Genomic DNA, 17,140 nt, shown 5'->3' on the forward strand with positions numbered 1-17,140 from the left:
TTTCGCTAGCCAGCTAATCTTGTAGCACTAATACAAGCTCAGGAAGAGAAGGCAGACGATGAATCTGAGAAAAATCCACTCGCTCAATATCTGCTGGAATCAAGTCAAGACAGCGCTCAATAAAGCTGTATACCGCTTCTACATCCAGCCCCCAATGGATGGGCCGATAAGGCTGCAAATAGTTTTGGGCAGCTTCCATCATCATCCGTGTTCCTTTCACATTGCCATAGCTATAATGATATAAAGCTACCGTCATTTGCAGCAATCCTTTAATGAAAAAATTGCTTTTATCCTCCATCCAAATTTCTTCCAATAAATCATGGCACGTATAAAAATCTCCCTCGTTAAATTTCACAAAAAACTCATAATACGCAAGCGGATACATGCTTCTCCCTCCCCTTTTTCAGCATATCACAAGGAAACCGCACAGCAGAAGAAGAATACACCATTATGGAATAAAAAAGAGGTGATAATCATGAGAATCATTTCCATATGCCCAAGCAATACAGAACTGCTCGCTTACCTAGGAGGCTTAGAGAATTTAATCGCCGTGGACGATTATTCGGATTGGCCAAGAGCAGTACATTCCCTTCCTAAAGTGGGGCCTGATCTAAAGATCGATATGGATGCAGTCGAAGCGATGAATCCAGATCTTGTGCTTGCTTCCTTAAGCGTGCCAGGAATGGAGAGAAACATTGCTGAGTTGCAAAAACGACGTATTCCTTATATCGTCTTCCAGCCAAATTCGTTGAATGATATTGCTTCCGATTTGCTTTTATTAGGAGAAGCAATGCACAAAAAAGAACAAGCACAAAAAATCGTCACTCGTTATCAAACGTTTATCCATCGCTATAAGCAACTAGCTAAAAAGATCGAGACGCCGACCTCTCTCTACTGGGAATGGTGGCCAAAACCTGTATTCACTCCTGGAGGAACAAATTGGCTTACTGAAATAAGCGCGCTAGCAGGAGGAACGAATGTTTTTGCTGATATCGAGGCAGCCAATATCCAAACAGACTGGAATGAAGTAAAAAAACGAAACCCGGAACATATTTGCCTTGTTTGGGTTGGAGTGAGAACGGAAAAAATCGATCCAACCATCGTCAACAAACGTCCCGGATGGAGCGAAATCCAAGCAGTAAAAGCAGGGCGCATTTCCGTCCTCGAAGAATCTTTATTTTGCCGTCCTTCACCAAGGCTACTGCTCGGATTAAAAAAACTTGCTTCTTTACTTCACCCTGACATATTTCCAGAATATGATCATATCGATCCTTTACTTCACGAAAAAAGACAAAGTCACTGTTGACTTTGTCTACAACCATTTTAACATTCTTCATTGGTGATGGTCTCACACCAGACTGGCTTAAAGCCACTTGGCAGACAAGAAACATGGCCGAGTGCTTGGGACGTACGAGACCCATGACGCAGGATGGAAGCATTTATAAACAATCTGAAGGGCTGTCATGAACAGCCCTTCTCTATTTTCATTAGCTTTCCGATTTTAAATATTGCTGCCGAAATACTTGCATGGCTTCATCCTCATTTAATTTAGTTAGCTCTTGCTCGGATAATGTCCCATTTCCTTTTTTTACAATATAAACTTTCACCGTTTTCTTGCCCCAATGTTTGTACACATCATCTACTGTATGGTAGTATAAATCAATGCGGTTCCCTTTAATAGCCGCTCCTTTATCTGCCACTACCCCATATCCATATCCCGGAATAAACAAAATCGTTCCAATAGGAAACACATTTAAATCAGCAGCAATCGTTGAAAAGAGATCTCTTTTGACTCGTACACCTGAATAAGTAATGCCGTATTCCGGATGGTTCGGCGATTTCCCTGTCGATTCCACGCCTGCTGTATAGCCAGTCGCAACAACAGTAGTGGACGGGTATTGCGACCAATCGATCGCTTCCTCTAAGTTTAGCGAGTGATTCATCGTTTGTTCGGATGAAATTTGCGGCTGCGCCCGCTCTTCATATCGAGTCCATTGCTCATTTGCTAATGCACGGTTGTCTATCTCGAAGTTATCAAAAAAAGAATAACTGCGTTGAAAAAATGAAACGGATGAATTATAAAGTGAGTGAACAATTGTCTTCGCTTCTACTCCAGAAACAGATTGAAATGTAGTAAAAAGCGCGCCGATAAATAAAAGCGTCATACTCATTCTTCTAATTATATTCATTTCCTCACTCCTCCCATGGTTCTATTTATTTCCACAGGGAAAACGAAATATTCACCGGGGGAAGAATGAGAAAATAAAAAAGACTCTCGCTTATTCAGCGAAAGTCTTAAAACATTTGATATCCTTTAGCACGCAGCGCCCGAATCGCAATTCCGGCAAAAATGGCGCCGACAAGCCCGCTGCTAAGGATCATAACATCAGCAGGCGCCAGCGATAGTATTTTGTGTTTGAGCGCAGTAAACGAAGCGCCTGGATGAGTAAAATATTCTGTCCATCTCACATCATCAATAATAAAAATAAAGACAATCGGACTTAAAATGGCCATAATCCACGACATTCTTAAAATCATATTCAATAAAAAGCCAATCCCAAAAAATAACACAAAAAACAATAACATGGATATTAATAAAACGGGTACGCTCATTTCCATCCCCATCACCTCCAGTACATCCTTCTTAAGTGTACTGAAACGTAGAATGGGAGTCAATGAAAGCATTCATATAAGCGCTTTTGCATAGCAAAATGCTAGAGGCAAGCATATAAACTTGCCCCCAGTTATCATTTATTTACGATTTTTGCTATCGGTTCCTTTTCCGGAGCAGCAATAGCATGTTTCTGAACCGCCTAACAACAATTGAACGTAACCATTTCCTTCACAATATGGGCATACCGTTGATTCTGTCTTTTTCATCATGTCATCCCTCTTCCCTTTTCTTAATTTTCTGATAATATATCAAAGATCTATACAAAAAGAAAAGGAGCATTTCGGACGATTTCCCTCGATGTAAACGGATACATTGGCAAAATCCTTTCATTTCCTTTGATTTTCTTAATTTTTTGAATTTTTGAAATAAACGTGGTATTTTGTATATCCGAATGGTTCACCCGGATCCAATCCGTTATGAAAATGGAAATAGGATAAAGGCCATGCTTTCAGCAGATGCTGCAGCAAAGTCGATGCACTTGAATCACGCAAAAGAGACTCTTTCGATAAAAACGCCGCTGTCCATAGTTCCTCTTGTTGGATGACCATTTTTTGGATAAAGCCTTCAACAAAAAAATCATCATATTGTCGCTGATTTCATCATCTATGACTCCTGTGCGCAATCCAATCAATCCGATCACTTCGGCTTGGATTCCTGTTTCTTCCTCCACTTCCCGGATCACCGCTTCATCTGCTGTTTCTCCACGCTGCACGAATCCTGCCGGCAATGACCATTGTCCTTGCAATCCGCCATACTTCTTCTTGACAACAAGCCATTCCCCCGCATCATTGAGTACGATCCCTGCCGCCGCCAGCCACACATGCCCACGCTTCTTTTTCATATGCTTCAACCTCTTTTTTTCTTCAATTTTAAAAAAGGGCAAACAAAAGCTTGTTTGCCCACATCTAAGTATTTCTTTATTTAGAAGAACTTAAATTTTCCTTTTTTCATAACGAGAGATGGACCGCCAATCAAGTAGAGGGCGCGATTGTCAACCATTTTTTTCATAAAGCTTGCTTTTGCCCCCCACATCTTTTTACCAAACACAACGCCAATAGCGTCGTCATGCCCAAGCGAACATACCGTTCCTTTAATATCTGGCTTAAATGGCTGCAGTTCGCCCTGTTCGCGAATTAAAACGGCAAGGTTTTTCGCGCATAACTCGCCTTGCTGCATCGCAATTTGTGCTGTAGGCGGATATGGGCGATTCGTTTCTTCATTAATCATTAGTGAACAGTCGCCGACAATGAATACGTTATCATAACCAGGAGCGCGCAAGAACGGATCCACTTTTACACGGCCCCGCATTGCTTCAAAGCCAGATTCATCAATGACATAGCTTCCACGCACACCCGCGGCCCAAACGACTGTGCCTGCTTTGATTTCTTCAACTTCGTCACCTTTCGCAACCACAATGCCCTCTGGTGTACATTCTTTAATGGCTGTTCCGATTTTAAACTCTACTCCTTTGCGCTCCAACAAGCTAACCGCATATTCCACAAGCTCTGGATCAAAGCCAGGAAGAGCTGTCGGAGCAGCCTCAACGCAAATGATGCGCACTTTTTTCGGATCCACATCATATTCACGGCAAAGCTCTGGAATGCGGTTTGCCAGCTCGCCAAGAAATTCGATACCCGTAAATCCAGCACCGCCAACAACAATCGTTAAACGCTCATCGCGCTTTTCTTCTTCTGTATGATAGGTCGCAAATTGATATTCGATATGCTCGCGAATTTGGCGGGCGGCATTCACGTTAGCAATAGAAAATGCGTACTCTTTTAGCCCTTTAATGCCAAATGTTTCAGATTCGAAACCGAGCGCAATGACTAAATAATCGTAAGTTAATTCGCCGTTTTGTAAAATCACTCGCTTCTCTTGAGGAACTACTTTAACAACCGTATCTTGCACAAATTGCACTTTGCTGCGATCAATCACATCAGCGATTGGATAGCGCACACGATCATGATGCAGCGTTCCAGCTGAGGCCTCATGCAACCACGTAGTTTCGTAGTGATAATTGTTTTTGTTGACAAGAGTAATGTTCGCTTCATTCACTCCAACAAACTTTTGCAAGCGCACCGCGGTCATCAAACCGCCATAGCCTGCCCCTAAAATTACAACATTTGGCTTTTTCAACTCAATCACTTCCACCTTTTTATTTTTTATTTGCAGCATTTACCACTAGCGTGCGCTTTCATGCTGCATTTTATTGAAAAAAAGTTTGTGAATAAATTCACGATAAGGGACAAAAAAATGTCGAATAATTGTCAAAAAATCTTAACAATCCATCCAAAAACATATTAGTCTTTTTTCGTATCGTTTTCAAGTGATTTTTTTCTTTTTTATAAAAGTAATGAATATGTTATGATGTAAGTGTCTGCATTTTTCATTGAGTAGGGGGAGAAGGGGTCATGAAGGAAGACCAGAAGGTATATGATATTACGATTATTGGCGGCGGACCAACAGGGCTGTTTACAGCGTTTTATGGAGGAATGCGCCAAGCAAGCGTAAAAATTATTGAAAGCCTTCCACAATTGGGAGGACAGTTATCTGCTCTTTATCCAGAAAAATACATATACGACGTCGCTGGGTTTCCTAAAATTCGCGCACAAGAACTGATTGATAATTTAAAGGAGCAAATGGCCAAATTTAATCCGACCGTTTGCTTAGAACAATCCGTTGAAAAACTGGAAAAGCAGGATGATGGTATTTTTAAACTGACAACAAACAAAGAAATCCATTATTCGAAAGCTGTCATCATTACAGCTGGAAACGGCGCCTTCCAGCCACGACGCCTTGAGTTGGCAGATGCCGCTCAATATGAAGGGAAAAACCTGCATTACTTTATTGATGATTTAAATAAATTTGCGGGACAAAAAGTGCTTGTTTGCGGCGGCGGCGACTCGGCTGTCGATTGGGCGCTTATGCTTGAGCCAATTGCTGAAAAAGTGACCATTGTCCATCGCCGCGATAAATTCCGGGCTCATGAGCATAGTGTAGAGAATTTAATGAATTCCAAAGTTGTTGTCAAAACACCATTTGTGCCCGTTGATTTAGTCGGTGACGATGGGGGCATTCGCCAAGTGATTCTCGAAAATGCAAAAGACGGCTCAAAAGAAACGATTGATGTGGATGCCGTAGTGGTCAACTATGGATTCGTATCATCCCTTGGACCGATTAAAGAATGGGGACTTGAAATTGAAAAAAACTCCATTAAAGTAAACTCCAAAATGGAAACAAATATTCCAGGCATTTATGCAGCTGGCGATATTTGCACATATGAAGGAAAAGTAAAATTAATTGCCTGCGGCTTCGGTGAAGCGCCAACGGCAGTCAATAACGCGAAAGCCTATATTGATCCAAAAGCCAAAATACAGCCAATGCATTCTTCTTCTATGTTCTAAACCATCTGCGGCAAGGCGGTCGATTCCTAGCCCTCCTTGCCGTGTTTTATTTTCTTCACAAATATGGAACACAATGTTTATGGCAAATAACACAAAAGAGCGCCCTTAACATAAGGACGCCCTTTTTATAAAGAAGTTCGTCGCTAAATAGCCTTAACACTCCTCCGGTGTTCCAGCGTTTGCCGCCGTACGGAACGACGATCCGCAGCCGCATGTGGCGATCGCGTTCGGGTTGTTGATTGTAAAACCTCCACCCATTAACGACTGTTTGTAATCGATAATCGTGCCTTTTAAAATTGGCGCGCTTTCTTTATCAATCAATATTTTAATACCATGCTGCTCCAGCTCATGATCATCTTCATGGCGGTCATGTTCAAACCCCATGCCATATGATAATCCGCTACAGCCGCCGCCCTTTACTCCTACGCGGAGATAAGCGTTCTCTTCTCCATGCTCTTTCATCATATCTTTAATTTGAAACGCCGCTGCTTCCGTCAACTGAATGACGTCGCTCATATCATTCCCTCCTTTTTCATTAGTATATCTGTTTTCCTATCACTTGTTCAAACGATTCAAATCGTCAGCCTCCATTTTGCTACAGCTTTAGCTTTCTTTGGACAACTAACGATCATTTGGGCCAAAGATCCATTTACCGATTGAGATCAACACTTGATCTTAGTACTCATACACACCTGTGCAAATGGTTTCGGCAGGCCCTGTCATCAGCACATTTCCTTCCTCTGTCCAGGTAATAAATAAATCGCCACCTAATAGATGAACAACTGTTTCACGATTACGGGCCGTCCAACCATTCAGTACGGAGGCTACCACCGCTGCACACGCCCCTGTTCCGCACGCCTGTGTGACTCCTGAACCGCGCTCCCATACACGAAAGTGCAGTTCATGATCACTGACAACTTCTACAAATTCCACATTAACCCCCTCTGGAAACCGTTTGTCTTTTTCAACAATAGGACCAAGCGAGGTCACAGGAGCCTGGTGAATATCATTTACATAAAAAATGACATGCGGGTTCCCCATGGAAACAGCGGTCATCGTATATGTTTGATCAGCGATCCGAATCGGTTCTGCGACCACCTGCTCTGCTTCCTCTCCGATCATCGGAATTTCACTCCGCTTAAGGCGAGGGTGCCCCATATCAATAGTTACGTTAGTCACAAGGCCATTTTCCACAGAAACTTCGGCTTTCACCAGCCCTGACAATGTTTCAATAAAAAATGAGCGCTCCTTCACCAACTGATGCTCATAAGCATATTTCGCTACACAGCGAAGGCCGTTGCCGCAATTTTTTCCTTCGGAGCCGTCACTATTAAAAATCCTCATGCGCACAGGAGCGACGTTTGACGGACAAATTAAAATCAGTCCATCCGATCCAATCCCTGTGTGAACATTGGATACTTTGATCGCTAGCTCTGGCAAAAGCTCTTCTGGGATCGTCTCTTCAAACAAATTGACATATATATAACTGTTTCCTAAGCCGTGCATTTTCGCAAACGAAAAATTGCCCATTGTACATCCTCCTAAAAATTTTGTACATATAAGTATAAACGCGATATTGTTGGGAAACAATGAAAATATCCCCCGTTTTTTCATATACACCTTTAAAAGAAGATGCTCTGGCATCTTCTTTTTTTGTGCTCTTATCTGTATAATAAATTTGTAATAGGCCTTTATCCTTAAATCAATCGCGGGGGAAGCATCATGGAAATAAATGAGTTATATGATCGGAAGATTTCTTGCCTTGTTTGTCATCAGCCATACACCACGAAAAAGATTCGCTCCCGCTTTCTTCGGCCAATAAAACACGACAGCGATTTTTGTTCATACTACCAGTCTGAAGACCTAAATCCGCTGCTTTATTATGTGAGTGTTTGTCCTCATTGCGGATTTTCGGTGACAGAAGATTTTTCTGCTTATTTCCCTCCTCAAACATTTGAAGCGATTCAGCAACATATTTGTCAGCTTTGGAGCGGACACAATTATAGTGGAAAGCGAACGTTTCAAGAAGCGGTTAGCACGTATAAGCTCGGGATTTATTCAGCTACGCTGAAGCAGGAAAAACACATTGTTCTTGCTGGCTTGTATATGCGTCTTGCTTGGCTTTATCGCACATACAAAGTTCCTGAACAAGAAAAGCGTTTTATGCGTCTCGCTTTACAGGAATACATGGCATCCTATAGCAACGACGATTTTCTTGGAACCCATATGTCTGAGGTGCGTATTCTTTATCTCATAGGTGAACTGCATCGAAGATTAGGTGAAACAAAACAGGCGATTTTATATTTTTCAAAAGTGATTGCGAAAAAGAAGGAAACCATTGAAACAGGGATTATTGCTATGGCTCATGAACGATGGCAGGAAATTCGCAGCGGCGAAAACTCTAACCATCAACACGGCGATGAACGGCTAAAATAAGCGCAAGTGGTCGATTTCTAGCACCAATGGCTCCCAAAAATCGATATGCATGCATTTATAAAGATTGAACGAATAAATCTTAGATTCAGAGCTTCTTGTGACTGATCTTTTCTTCACGCATTCGCATGGCAAAAATCTGACGAACTCTATGCTAACATATCAAGCGACAACCATATAAAAAAGGATATTCAAAAAGCGGCTGTCTGCAGCCGCTTTTTTCTAAAACATTGGATTTTCCTCAAGAAATTTATAAATGTTTTCTACCAAATGCTCCGGCGTTTCCCCTGTTACTACTTCGCCGTTTACTAACGCAAAAAGCGACTGGCCGCATTTCCCGCAATAGCTTAGGCATCCATATTCAATGATATCTAGGTTCGGATCTTTTTCCAATTTTTCCAGCGCTTTTTGTGAACCATTCGCTAAGTTGCTTATACAAAATTCAATAATTGGCTGAATCAACGCTTGTCACCTCACTACCTGCTTTAAATGGTAACGATTTTTATCGTCGCCGTCAATTTATGACACTTTATTTCTTGATTCCGCCATCCTGAATAAAGAAAGTCCTTTATATATTTATCATTTTTTTCGAAAAATTATTGTGATTTTGTCACAATTTCGCTATACTTTTAATGTCATTTGGTCAACGTTTTGCGTGAAAAGACAACTACAAAAGGGGAATTCTAGCATGAGAAACCTCGTTCTGCTTGGTGGGGGCTATGGAAATATGCGAATTTTGCTTCGCCTTCTCCCAAACCATTTACCTGAGAACGTTCACATTACGCTGATTGACCGTGTTCCGTATCACTGTTTAAAAACGGAATACTATGCATTAGCTGCTGGTACCGTCAGCGACCACGATATTCGTGTACCTTTTCCAGAACACCCTCGCCTCACATATTGCTTTGGAGAAGTTGTTCGTATTGATTTGGATGCCTGTACGGTCTTATTGCATGATGGGACGACTGTAGCATATGATGATTTAGTCATCGGATTAGGCTGTGAGGATAAGTATCATAACGTCCCTGGGGCGGAACAGTTTACACATAGCATCCAGTCGATTGAAAAATCCCGTGTCACATATCAAACATTAAGCAATTTACCTCCGCAATCCACTGTCGGTATCGTCGGAGCAGGATTAAGCGGTGTCGAATTGGCAAGTGAGCTGGCCGAAAGCCGTCCTGATCTTTACGTGATGCTATTTGACCGCGGAGAACGAATTTTACCTATGTTTCCAGAGCGGCTCAGCCAATATGTCGAAAGCTGGTTTCATGAGCATGGCATCAGCATTGTCCGCCATTCCAATATTACAAAAGTTGAAGAAGGCATATTATATAATCACGATGAGCCTATTCACTGTGACGCCATTGTATGGACAGCAGGAATCCAGCCAAGCCGGGTCGTTCGTGAGTTAAATGTGGAGAAAGACGGGCAAGGCCGCGTGGTCTTAACCAACCAGCACCATATCCCTGAATATGAAAATGTCTATGTTGTCGGCGACTGTGCGAGCCTTCCTCATTCCCCAAGCGCACAGCTTGCGGAAGGACAGGCAGAGCAAATTGTTCAAGTGCTGCAAAGCCGCTGGCGCGGAGAAGAACCGCCAAACGAATTTCCGCCGATTAAGCTAAAAGGCATTCTCGGTTCTCTCGGCAAAAAGCATGGATTTGGCCTTGTCGCTGACCGTCCTTTAACCGGCAGAGTGCCGCGTCTGTTAAAATCTGGCGTTCTTTGGATGTACAAATATCATAATGGATATTGATGCAAAACGGCTCAAAATATCTTCAAAACCTTTGATCAATCAGTATTTGCTTATAAAAAATCAAAACTCCGACGGTTTTTGATGTAAAAAAAGGCGGAAATGACTCCGCCTTTTTGATTGAAAAAAGATATGCAACAATAACAAATCCAGCAAACCATCACTGGATTTCCCTGACTTCATTTTTCTTCCATCCGGTACGTACTAGATGGAAACTTGAAATGCCCCTTAGAAAATCGTCTCTCACTTCATAAGTGGTGAGTCGTTCACAGGTTTACAAATACGATGTTCCTCATCTAATGCGGTTCTGACACCATCTCATATGGGTGGTCAAAAGAAAGGGCTTTCCATCTTCAAGCTTGTATTTATCGATACCCCTTCTCCTCCATCTCTGCTAAAATAAGTCATATACCCCGCCCAGATCTAGTGGGTTGATGCAAATAGGGCAAGCGAGGGAAACTATTTTATCCACATGTATGTTTTAGATCATTCAATCACATGTAAGAGGTGAGCTCATTGCGTCCGATTTTCTTAGGAATTTGTGCGGCCTTCTTCTTTGCCTCCACTTTTATCCTTAATCGATCAATGGAATTATCTGGAGGGAGTTGGGTGTGGAGCGCATCACTGCGATTTATTTTTATGGTACCGTTTCTTTTTCTTATTGTCGCTTCACGAAAAAACACGCGGGTTTTGTTTCAAGAGATGAGAAAGCAGCCTAGCTCTTGGTTCGTATGGAGCTTGGTCGGATTCGGGCTGTTTTACGCCCCGCTTTGCTTTGCTGCCATGTATGCTCCAGGCTGGCTGATTGCCGGGACGTGGCAATTTACGATTATATCCGGGTCGTTGCTCGCTCCTCTTTTTTTCGAGACCATCGAAACGCCACAAGGATTGAAAAAAGTTCGGGGAAAGATTCCTATTAAAGGGCTGGCGATCTCATTGATCATTTTTTTCGGCATTATTCTTATGCAGCTTGAGCAAGCCAACCATGTATCTTGGCGCACGGTTCTGCTCGGTGTTGCGCCAGTCATTGTCGCTTCCTTCGCTTATCCGCTTGGTAATCGTAAAATGATGGAAATTTGCGGCGGCCGTTTGGATAGCTATCAGCGAACGCTTGGAATGACGTTGGCCAGCCTGCCATTTTGGCTGCTCTTATCGCTATACGGGTTGATGACAGCAGGCGCACCAAGCAAGGAACAAATCATCCAGTCACTGCTCGTCGCTATCTTTTCAGGAATTATTGCTACGATTCTTTTTTTTCAAGCTACCGACATGGTGCGCAAAGATATGCATAAGCTGGCGGCTGTTGAAGCAACACAATCAATGGAAGTGCTTTTCGCCGTGTTCGGAGAAATCCTCCTCTTGTCGGCTCCCATGCCTTCAGCCCTTTCATGGTTCGGCATGCTAGCCATTGTCATCGGTATGATTTTGCACAGCTACTTTTCCCGAAGGCTGCATGCTTCTGCTTCCAGTCAGCAAAGCCTGAATGCATAAAAATGTCAGCTGTGTGGATGCTCCAATAAAAACCCATTGACTGGCTTGATTTCTAGCCCAATCATTCCATATGTTTAGTAAAATAATGGTTCATCAACACTTGTGTAAAAATGTAAAACACGGCCGCCAAGTTTATAGGAAAAACTTTTGACGGCCGTGTTTTATTTTTACAGTTGCTCAACGGCTTGATAACCGTATTGCTCCATTTTTTCATAAATGGCCCTTAGCTTCGGATTTCCTTCTCCCACAATTTCCCCTTCCACAACCACAACCGGGTAAAATAAATCCTCTTCAATGACCTTTTCCGCAAACGCTTTCTTAACCTGGTCATCCGGCGGATTAAAAATATCGACATATGTGATAAGAAACGGCTGATCCGGATATTTCCGTTTAATGGCGGCTTCAAGCCACTCATACGTTTCTTTTGAAGAGGGCAAATTAACACACGAAGCACATATGATCTCTGCGCCATATACGCATATTTCCACTTGCTTTAACGACATAGGCGGCCACCTTTCCTCTCTATGACAAATAAAGTTATTAGATTTTTTTCTTTATACCGATTATAATAAAGTTAAGGAAAGGAGTCGATAAGAATGAGCGATTTGGAAATTAAAGAACAAGTACAAGAAGTGTTAGATAAGTTGCGCCCATTCCTTCTTCGCGATGGCGGCGACTGCGAGCTTGTCGACGTTGAGGACGGCGTAGTTAAATTGCGCTTGCTTGGTGCTTGCGGCAGCTGCCCAAGCTCAACCATCACTTTAAAAGCCGGAATTGAACGTGCTCTTTTAGAAGAAGTGCCAGGAGTCGTTGAAGTAGAGCAAGTATTCTAAACATAAATAGAAGGGTGTCCTAAGCGGGACGCCCTTCTCTTCTTTTACCTATCCATTTCATATGCTTCTAAGGTTGTTTTATACACTTGACTTCCTTTTGGCTCGACGGTTAACGTTTCAACCTGGCAATGCTGAAAATGAGGAGCCAATCGTTCTCTTACATGTGCTCCCTTTCCAGGCTCAACAAAACAAAGGATGGTTGGCCCTGCGCCGCTCAACGCTACACCAAACGCTCCATATTCCTTCGCAAGCGGCAGGACAAGCGGTAATTCTGGAATCAGCTCTTGACGATACGGCTGATGAAATAAATCGCATTCCATCATCTTTCCGGCCAGCTCCCAGTTTTTCATGAGCAGTGCAGCGACTAAAACGTTGCTTATAGCGCTTGCCTCTACTGCTTCTGCCCTAGTGAACGATTGCGGCAGAACGCTGCGTGCTTTTTTTGTCTCCAATTCATAGCTGGGAATGACGGCGACCAAATCGAGATCAATATCAGAAAGATGGACAATCGTCGTTTCCTCGTTACGATGACTGCCAATGACCAGTCCTCCATATAATGAAGCGCCAACATTGTCAGGGTGCCCCTCATAAGCAGCAGCCAGCCGTATTTTTTCCTCCATTGTCAAGGATAAGTCCGCAAGCTCATTAGCTAATTCAATTCCAGCGACAACAGCTGCAGCGCTGCTTCCAAGTCCGCGCGTAAATGGAATATCGCTGAATACCTTGACAACGCAAGGCGGCAGGGCACGTCCATACTGGCTGGCGAGGCGTTCTGCCACTTGAAAAATCAAATTTTCCGTTCCTTGAGGGATCGTTTGAACTTCGGCCGTTTGAGGAATAAAGCGCCATTCATCGCCTTTATGCACTTCCAATTCTAAATAACGAGAAACGGCAAGACCAAGCGAATCAAATCCAGGTCCTAGATTAGCCGTACTGCCTGGAACAACGATCTTTAGCATCTCTCCTTCTTTCATTGGCGAACAGCCCCTTGAATATGCTCAAATACGACCTGTTCATCATTTGGGAGAACAAGCGGCTTGATTTCTGCCACATCGATGGCAATCGCCGGATCTTTTAATCCATTTCCAGTAAGCACGGCAACGACTGTGCTTCCGCTGCTGATTTCCTTGTTATTTCTCTGCTTGATGACCCCTGCCAGGGATGCGCATGAAGCTGGCTCAGCAAAAATGCCTTCTTCTCTGGCAAGAAGCTTATAAGCCGTCACCATTTCCTGATCGGATACTTCATCAATTTTCCCTTTCGATTCGCTAGCGGCCTGCACCGCTTGATTCCAGCTTGCCGGATTGCCGATGCGAATCGCGGTTGCAATCGTTTCTGGTTGAGTAATGACCTGGTTGCGGACAATCGCTGCCGCCCCCTCTGCTTCAAACCCGCGCATTTCTGGAAGACCCGTGCCTTTCGCTTCATGATACTCTTTAAACCCTTTCCAGTAAGCGGTGATATTTCCCGCATTACCAACAGGAATCGCTAGTACATCCGGTGCCTTTCCCAGTTGATCGCAAATTTCAAAGGCCCCTGTTTTTTGCCCTTCAATTCGATATGGATTGACCGAGTTAACAAGGGTAATTGGCGCCATTTCACTAAGCCGGCGCACCATTTTCAAGGCCTCATCAAAATTGCCCTCAATGGCGAAAATTTCTGCTCCATAAATCGAGGCCTGAGCTAGCTTGCCCATTGCAATTTTCCCGTGCGGAATCACAACAATGCAGCGCAATCCTGCTCTGGCCGCATACGCAGCCGCTGCCGCAGAGGTGTTTCCTGTCGAAGCGCATATAATCGTATGGCTTCCTTCCTCCTTCGCCTTGGCGACAGCCATAACCATTCCCCTGTCTTTAAATGAACCCGTTGGATTGGCCCCTTCGACCTTTACATAAAGATCGATTTCAAGCAACTTCGATAAACGCTCCAAACGAATAAGCGGAGTATTTCCTTCATTTAGTGAAAGAAGCGGGGTTTTTTCTGTAATCGGCAAAAAATGACGATATTCATGCAATAATCCCTTCCACATCATCAATTTCCATTCCCTTCTACGCGGTACGAGCTTTTGACTTGATGAACAATTTCAAGATCCCTTAAACGCTGCAAAATGTCTTCGTAAGCCTGCTGTGAGGCCCTGTGAGTAACAATGACAATCTCGGCCAGCCCTTTTTCTTTAAGCGGAAGCTGAAGAATTTTTTCAAAACTTACCCCCTGCTCAGCAAAAATTGCGGTAATTTTAGCAAATGCCCCCACCTCATCCTTCACATGGATGCGTACAAAATATTTAGAAAAGATTTCTGAACGTGATTTTAGACGCTTCTCGTATTGCGGGGCGACTGCACTTCTACCGTTGACGCCAAGCCGCATATTTTTCATCACCGCCACCAAATCCGATACGACAGCGGTCGCGGTTGGCAAGCTGCCTGCTCCAGGTCCATAAAACATCGTTTCTCCAACGGCTTCCCCGTATACATATACAGCGTTGTACTCGTCGCTCACAGAAGCAAGCGGGTGTGAATCAGGAAGCAGCGTCGGCTGCACGCTGACTTCGGCTTTATCGCCATCACGATGGGCAATACCGATTAATTTCATCGTATAACCTAAACGTTTGCTATAATCTAAATCTTCTTCCGTAATATCCGTAATGCCTTTTACTTGTACATCTTCTAAATCGATATTCATAGAAAAACCAAGACGAGCCAAAATCGCCATTTTTCTGGCTGCATCCAATCCCTCAACATCCGCGGACGGATCGGCTTCCGCATAGCCAAGAGCCTGGGCTTCTGCAAGCACTTGCTCATAAGGCATCCCGTATTTGCACATTTTCGTTAAAATAAAATTAGTCGTTCCGTTGACAATCCCCATCATTTTTGTAATGCGGTCAGAAGCTAATCCCTCGACAAGGCTTCGCAAAATGGGAATGCCCCCTGCAACGCTGGCTTCATAAAATAAATCGCATCCGTTTTCTGTTGCTGTGGCCAGCAATTCCGAACCATATAAGGCCATTAAATCTTTATTAGCCGTTACCACGTGCTTTCCTTGCTGCAATGCTTGCAAAAGATGCCTTCTCGTTTCTTCAATTCCGCCCATTACCTCAATAATCACATCGATCTCTGGATCGTTGATCACCTCATCAGCACGGGTGGTCAGCAATGAAGTGTTCACCTGAACATCACGTTCCTTATATACATCGCGCACAAGAATCTTTTTCACGACAACAGGGCAACCCACTTGATGGATAAGCTGATCCTGATGGTTTTCAATGATTTTAACTACACCGCTCCCCACTGTTCCTAATCCTAATAAGCCTACTGCAATCGGTTTTGCCACATTTTCCACCCCTTTTGTTTCTCCTGTATGTACATTTGTTCTTTTATAGTAGACATTATAAAAGATATACTTTTCTTTTACAATGATTATTTTATTATCATATATTCTGAAAACGCTTAACATCAAGTAAATTCAGATAATTTTTTATTCATAAAAATTCCCCGCTATGCGGGGAATTACGCATTGTGGCGGTTGAGTAACCATTCTTTGTTTACAAGCGTTTTTGGCGTCTCGCCTTTTAAGACAGCCAGTATATTTTGGCAGCATAATTCCATCATGCTACAGCGCGTTTCAATGCTTGCACTGCCAATATGAGGCAAGGCCACGACATTTTTTAAGGAAAGCAACGGATGAGAAGGATCAATCGGTTCTTTTGTAAACACATCCAATCCTGCACCTGCAATCTCTTGTTGAACAAGCGCCTCGTACAAGGCATCTTCGTCGACAACCGCCCCTCTTGAAGCATTTATAAAAATCGCGGAACGCTTCATCATTTGAAAAGCGGAACGATTAAAGAGGTGCCGGGTTTCCTTCGTTAAAGGAGTCAAGCAAACGATAAAATCAGATTGCTGCAAAAGCTCGGAAAAAGAACAATAGACTGCGCCAAGCTGCGCTTCCGCCTGCTCGTTTCTCGACCGGTTGTGATATAAAATGTTCATGTCAAACCCTGCAGCGCGTTTGGCCACCGCTTGGCCGATTTTTCCCATTCCAACAATTCCAATCGTCTTATGATGAACATCCGTTCCCGCCAGTAGAAAAGGGCTCCAGCTTTTCCATTCGCCGCTTTTGATAAATTCAGCAGCCTCTACCATACGACGCGCAGCAGCTAACAATAACGCAAATGTTAAATCCGCGGTTGTATCCGTTAATACATCTGGTGTATTACAAATGGCGATTCCCTTCTCCGTTGCCAGTGAGACATCAATATTATCAAAACCGACAGCTAAATTGGCGACAACCTTCAACGATTTTCCAGCTTCCATTACTTCACCATCGATTTGCTCTGAAAGCATCGTTAGTAGCGCATCCGCTTTCGTCGCTTCCTCCAACAAAACTTCTCTTGATACAGCTACATCTTCGTAAGGCCACATCGTCACTTCCGCATATTCCTTGAGAGGTGCAATGATTTCATCTGGCAATTTTCTCGTAATAAAAACATACGGCTTCACTATTGCCCCGTCTCCTTCCTTATACGATCATCTTTCTTTTTCATCTTATC

General features: G+C 43.4%; 18 protein-coding genes and 2 pseudogenes. 6 read left to right on the top strand and 14 right to left on the bottom strand.

The features are described 5' to 3' along the window. Window positions 1–13: 13 nt before the first annotated feature. The gene (locus tag GRQ40_RS15480; RefSeq protein ID WP_044745105.1) at window positions 14–385 is read right to left on the bottom strand and encodes a DUF309 domain-containing protein; all 372 of its coding nucleotides are present in this window, start codon (window positions 383–385) and stop codon (window positions 14–16) included. Between the two features lie 90 nt (window positions 386–475). Here GRQ40_RS15480 and GRQ40_RS15485 point away from each other — a divergent pair, with 90 nt between their 5' ends. Continuing rightward, the gene (locus tag GRQ40_RS15485) at window positions 476–1,306 is read left to right on the top strand and encodes a cobalamin-binding protein (protein WP_159720315.1); all 831 of its coding nucleotides are present in this window, start codon (window positions 476–478) and stop codon (window positions 1,304–1,306) included. Between the two features lie 181 nt (window positions 1,307–1,487). Here the strand turns inward: GRQ40_RS15485 and GRQ40_RS15490 are convergent, their stop codons facing one another. From GRQ40_RS15490 to GRQ40_RS15510, 5 genes and pseudogenes are all read right to left on the bottom strand, one after another. Further along, on the bottom strand, window positions 1,488–2,189 hold the full coding sequence (locus GRQ40_RS15490) for a 3D domain-containing protein (RefSeq protein WP_159720316.1): 702 nt from the start codon (window positions 2,187–2,189) through the stop codon (window positions 1,488–1,490). A 106-nt stretch (window positions 2,190–2,295) separates the two neighbouring features. Beyond that, window positions 2,296–2,619, bottom strand: coding sequence for a YuiB family protein (locus GRQ40_RS15495; RefSeq protein WP_044745108.1), 324 nt, complete (start codon window positions 2,617–2,619; stop codon window positions 2,296–2,298). 132 nt (window positions 2,620–2,751) lie between these two features. Next, entirely contained in the window at window positions 2,752–2,880 is a 129-nt protein-coding gene (locus tag GRQ40_RS15500; RefSeq protein WP_159720923.1) for a YuiA family protein, read from the bottom strand. Between the two features lie 138 nt (window positions 2,881–3,018). After that, window positions 3,019–3,515: pseudogene (locus tag GRQ40_RS15505) on the bottom strand (NUDIX domain-containing protein). A gap of 80 nt (window positions 3,516–3,595) precedes the next feature. Further along, complete coding sequence (locus GRQ40_RS15510; RefSeq protein WP_066148928.1) at window positions 3,596–4,819, bottom strand: NAD(P)/FAD-dependent oxidoreductase; 1,224 nt, start codon at window positions 4,817–4,819, stop codon at window positions 3,596–3,598. 266 nt (window positions 4,820–5,085) lie between these two features. Between GRQ40_RS15510 and GRQ40_RS15515 the strand changes: the two genes are divergently transcribed. Continuing rightward, entirely contained in the window at window positions 5,086–6,078 is a 993-nt protein-coding gene (locus GRQ40_RS15515) for an NAD(P)/FAD-dependent oxidoreductase (RefSeq protein WP_066148859.1), read from the top strand. Window positions 6,079–6,231: 153 nt separating this feature from the next. On the opposite strand, the gene GRQ40_RS15520 is transcribed toward GRQ40_RS15515, so the two are convergent. Together GRQ40_RS15520 and dapF are read right to left on the bottom strand one after the other, a co-directional pair. Next, on the bottom strand, window positions 6,232–6,594 hold the full coding sequence (locus GRQ40_RS15520; protein ID WP_044745111.1) for a HesB/IscA family protein: 363 nt from the start codon (window positions 6,592–6,594) through the stop codon (window positions 6,232–6,234). A gap of 159 nt (window positions 6,595–6,753) precedes the next feature. After that, complete coding sequence (dapF, locus tag GRQ40_RS15525; RefSeq protein WP_044745112.1) at window positions 6,754–7,608, bottom strand: diaminopimelate epimerase; 855 nt, start codon at window positions 7,606–7,608, stop codon at window positions 6,754–6,756. Window positions 7,609–7,800: 192 nt separating this feature from the next. On the opposite strand from dapF, the gene GRQ40_RS15530 reads away from it, so the two are divergent. Next, entirely contained in the window at window positions 7,801–8,514 is a 714-nt protein-coding gene (locus GRQ40_RS15530; protein WP_249218696.1) for a DUF2225 domain-containing protein, read from the top strand. Window positions 8,515–8,733: 219 nt separating this feature from the next. On the opposite strand, the gene GRQ40_RS15535 is transcribed toward GRQ40_RS15530, so the two are convergent. Continuing rightward, a complete protein-coding gene (locus tag GRQ40_RS15535) occupies window positions 8,734–8,973 on the bottom strand; it encodes a YuzB family protein (RefSeq protein WP_044745114.1) in 240 nt (79 codons plus the stop codon). Between the two features lie 226 nt (window positions 8,974–9,199). Between GRQ40_RS15535 and GRQ40_RS15540 the strand changes: the two genes are divergently transcribed. Then, window positions 9,200–10,270 (top strand): NAD(P)/FAD-dependent oxidoreductase, encoded by a 1,071-nt coding sequence (locus tag GRQ40_RS15540; RefSeq protein WP_159720317.1) that lies wholly within the window; start codon window positions 9,200–9,202, stop codon window positions 10,268–10,270. Between the two features lie 513 nt (window positions 10,271–10,783). Further along, window positions 10,784–11,758 (top strand): DMT family transporter, encoded by a 975-nt coding sequence (locus GRQ40_RS15545; protein ID WP_236546346.1) that lies wholly within the window; start codon window positions 10,784–10,786, stop codon window positions 11,756–11,758. Window positions 11,759–11,925: 167 nt separating this feature from the next. On the opposite strand, the gene GRQ40_RS15550 is transcribed toward GRQ40_RS15545, so the two are convergent. Continuing rightward, window positions 11,926–12,261 carry a YuzD family protein gene (locus GRQ40_RS15550; RefSeq protein WP_159720318.1) on the bottom strand — a complete coding sequence of 112 codons (336 nt, stop codon included), beginning with the start codon at window positions 12,259–12,261 and terminating at the stop codon, window positions 11,926–11,928. Between the two features lie 28 nt (window positions 12,262–12,289). Here GRQ40_RS15550 and GRQ40_RS15555 point away from each other — a divergent pair. Further along, a pseudogene (locus tag GRQ40_RS15555) lies at window positions 12,290–12,591 on the top strand (NifU family protein). Window positions 12,592–12,635: 44 nt separating this feature from the next. On the opposite strand, the gene thrB reads toward GRQ40_RS15555, so the two are convergent. From thrB to GRQ40_RS15575, 4 genes are all read right to left on the bottom strand, one after another. Continuing rightward, window positions 12,636–13,565: a homoserine kinase gene (gene thrB / locus GRQ40_RS15560; RefSeq protein WP_159720319.1), complete on the bottom strand. Its 930-nt coding sequence runs from the start codon at window positions 13,563–13,565 to the stop codon at window positions 12,636–12,638. Beyond that, a complete protein-coding gene (thrC, locus tag GRQ40_RS15565; RefSeq protein ID WP_159720927.1) occupies window positions 13,562–14,623 on the bottom strand; it encodes a threonine synthase in 1,062 nt (353 codons plus the stop codon). Before thrC ends, thrB begins: the two co-directional genes overlap by 4 nt. Next, window positions 14,623–15,921: a homoserine dehydrogenase gene (locus GRQ40_RS15570; RefSeq protein WP_066148924.1), complete on the bottom strand. Its 1,299-nt coding sequence runs from the start codon at window positions 15,919–15,921 to the stop codon at window positions 14,623–14,625. The genes thrC and GRQ40_RS15570 overlap by 1 nt, the downstream gene beginning before the upstream one ends. A gap of 176 nt (window positions 15,922–16,097) precedes the next feature. Then, a complete protein-coding gene (locus tag GRQ40_RS15575; RefSeq protein ID WP_159720929.1) occupies window positions 16,098–17,093 on the bottom strand; it encodes a 2-hydroxyacid dehydrogenase in 996 nt (331 codons plus the stop codon). Window positions 17,094–17,140: the final 47 nt, after the last annotated feature.

This window comes from Anoxybacillus sp. PDR2 (assembly GCF_009834045.1).
Classification (GTDB): Bacteria; Bacillota; Bacilli; order Bacillales; family Anoxybacillaceae; genus Anoxybacteroides; species Anoxybacteroides rupiense.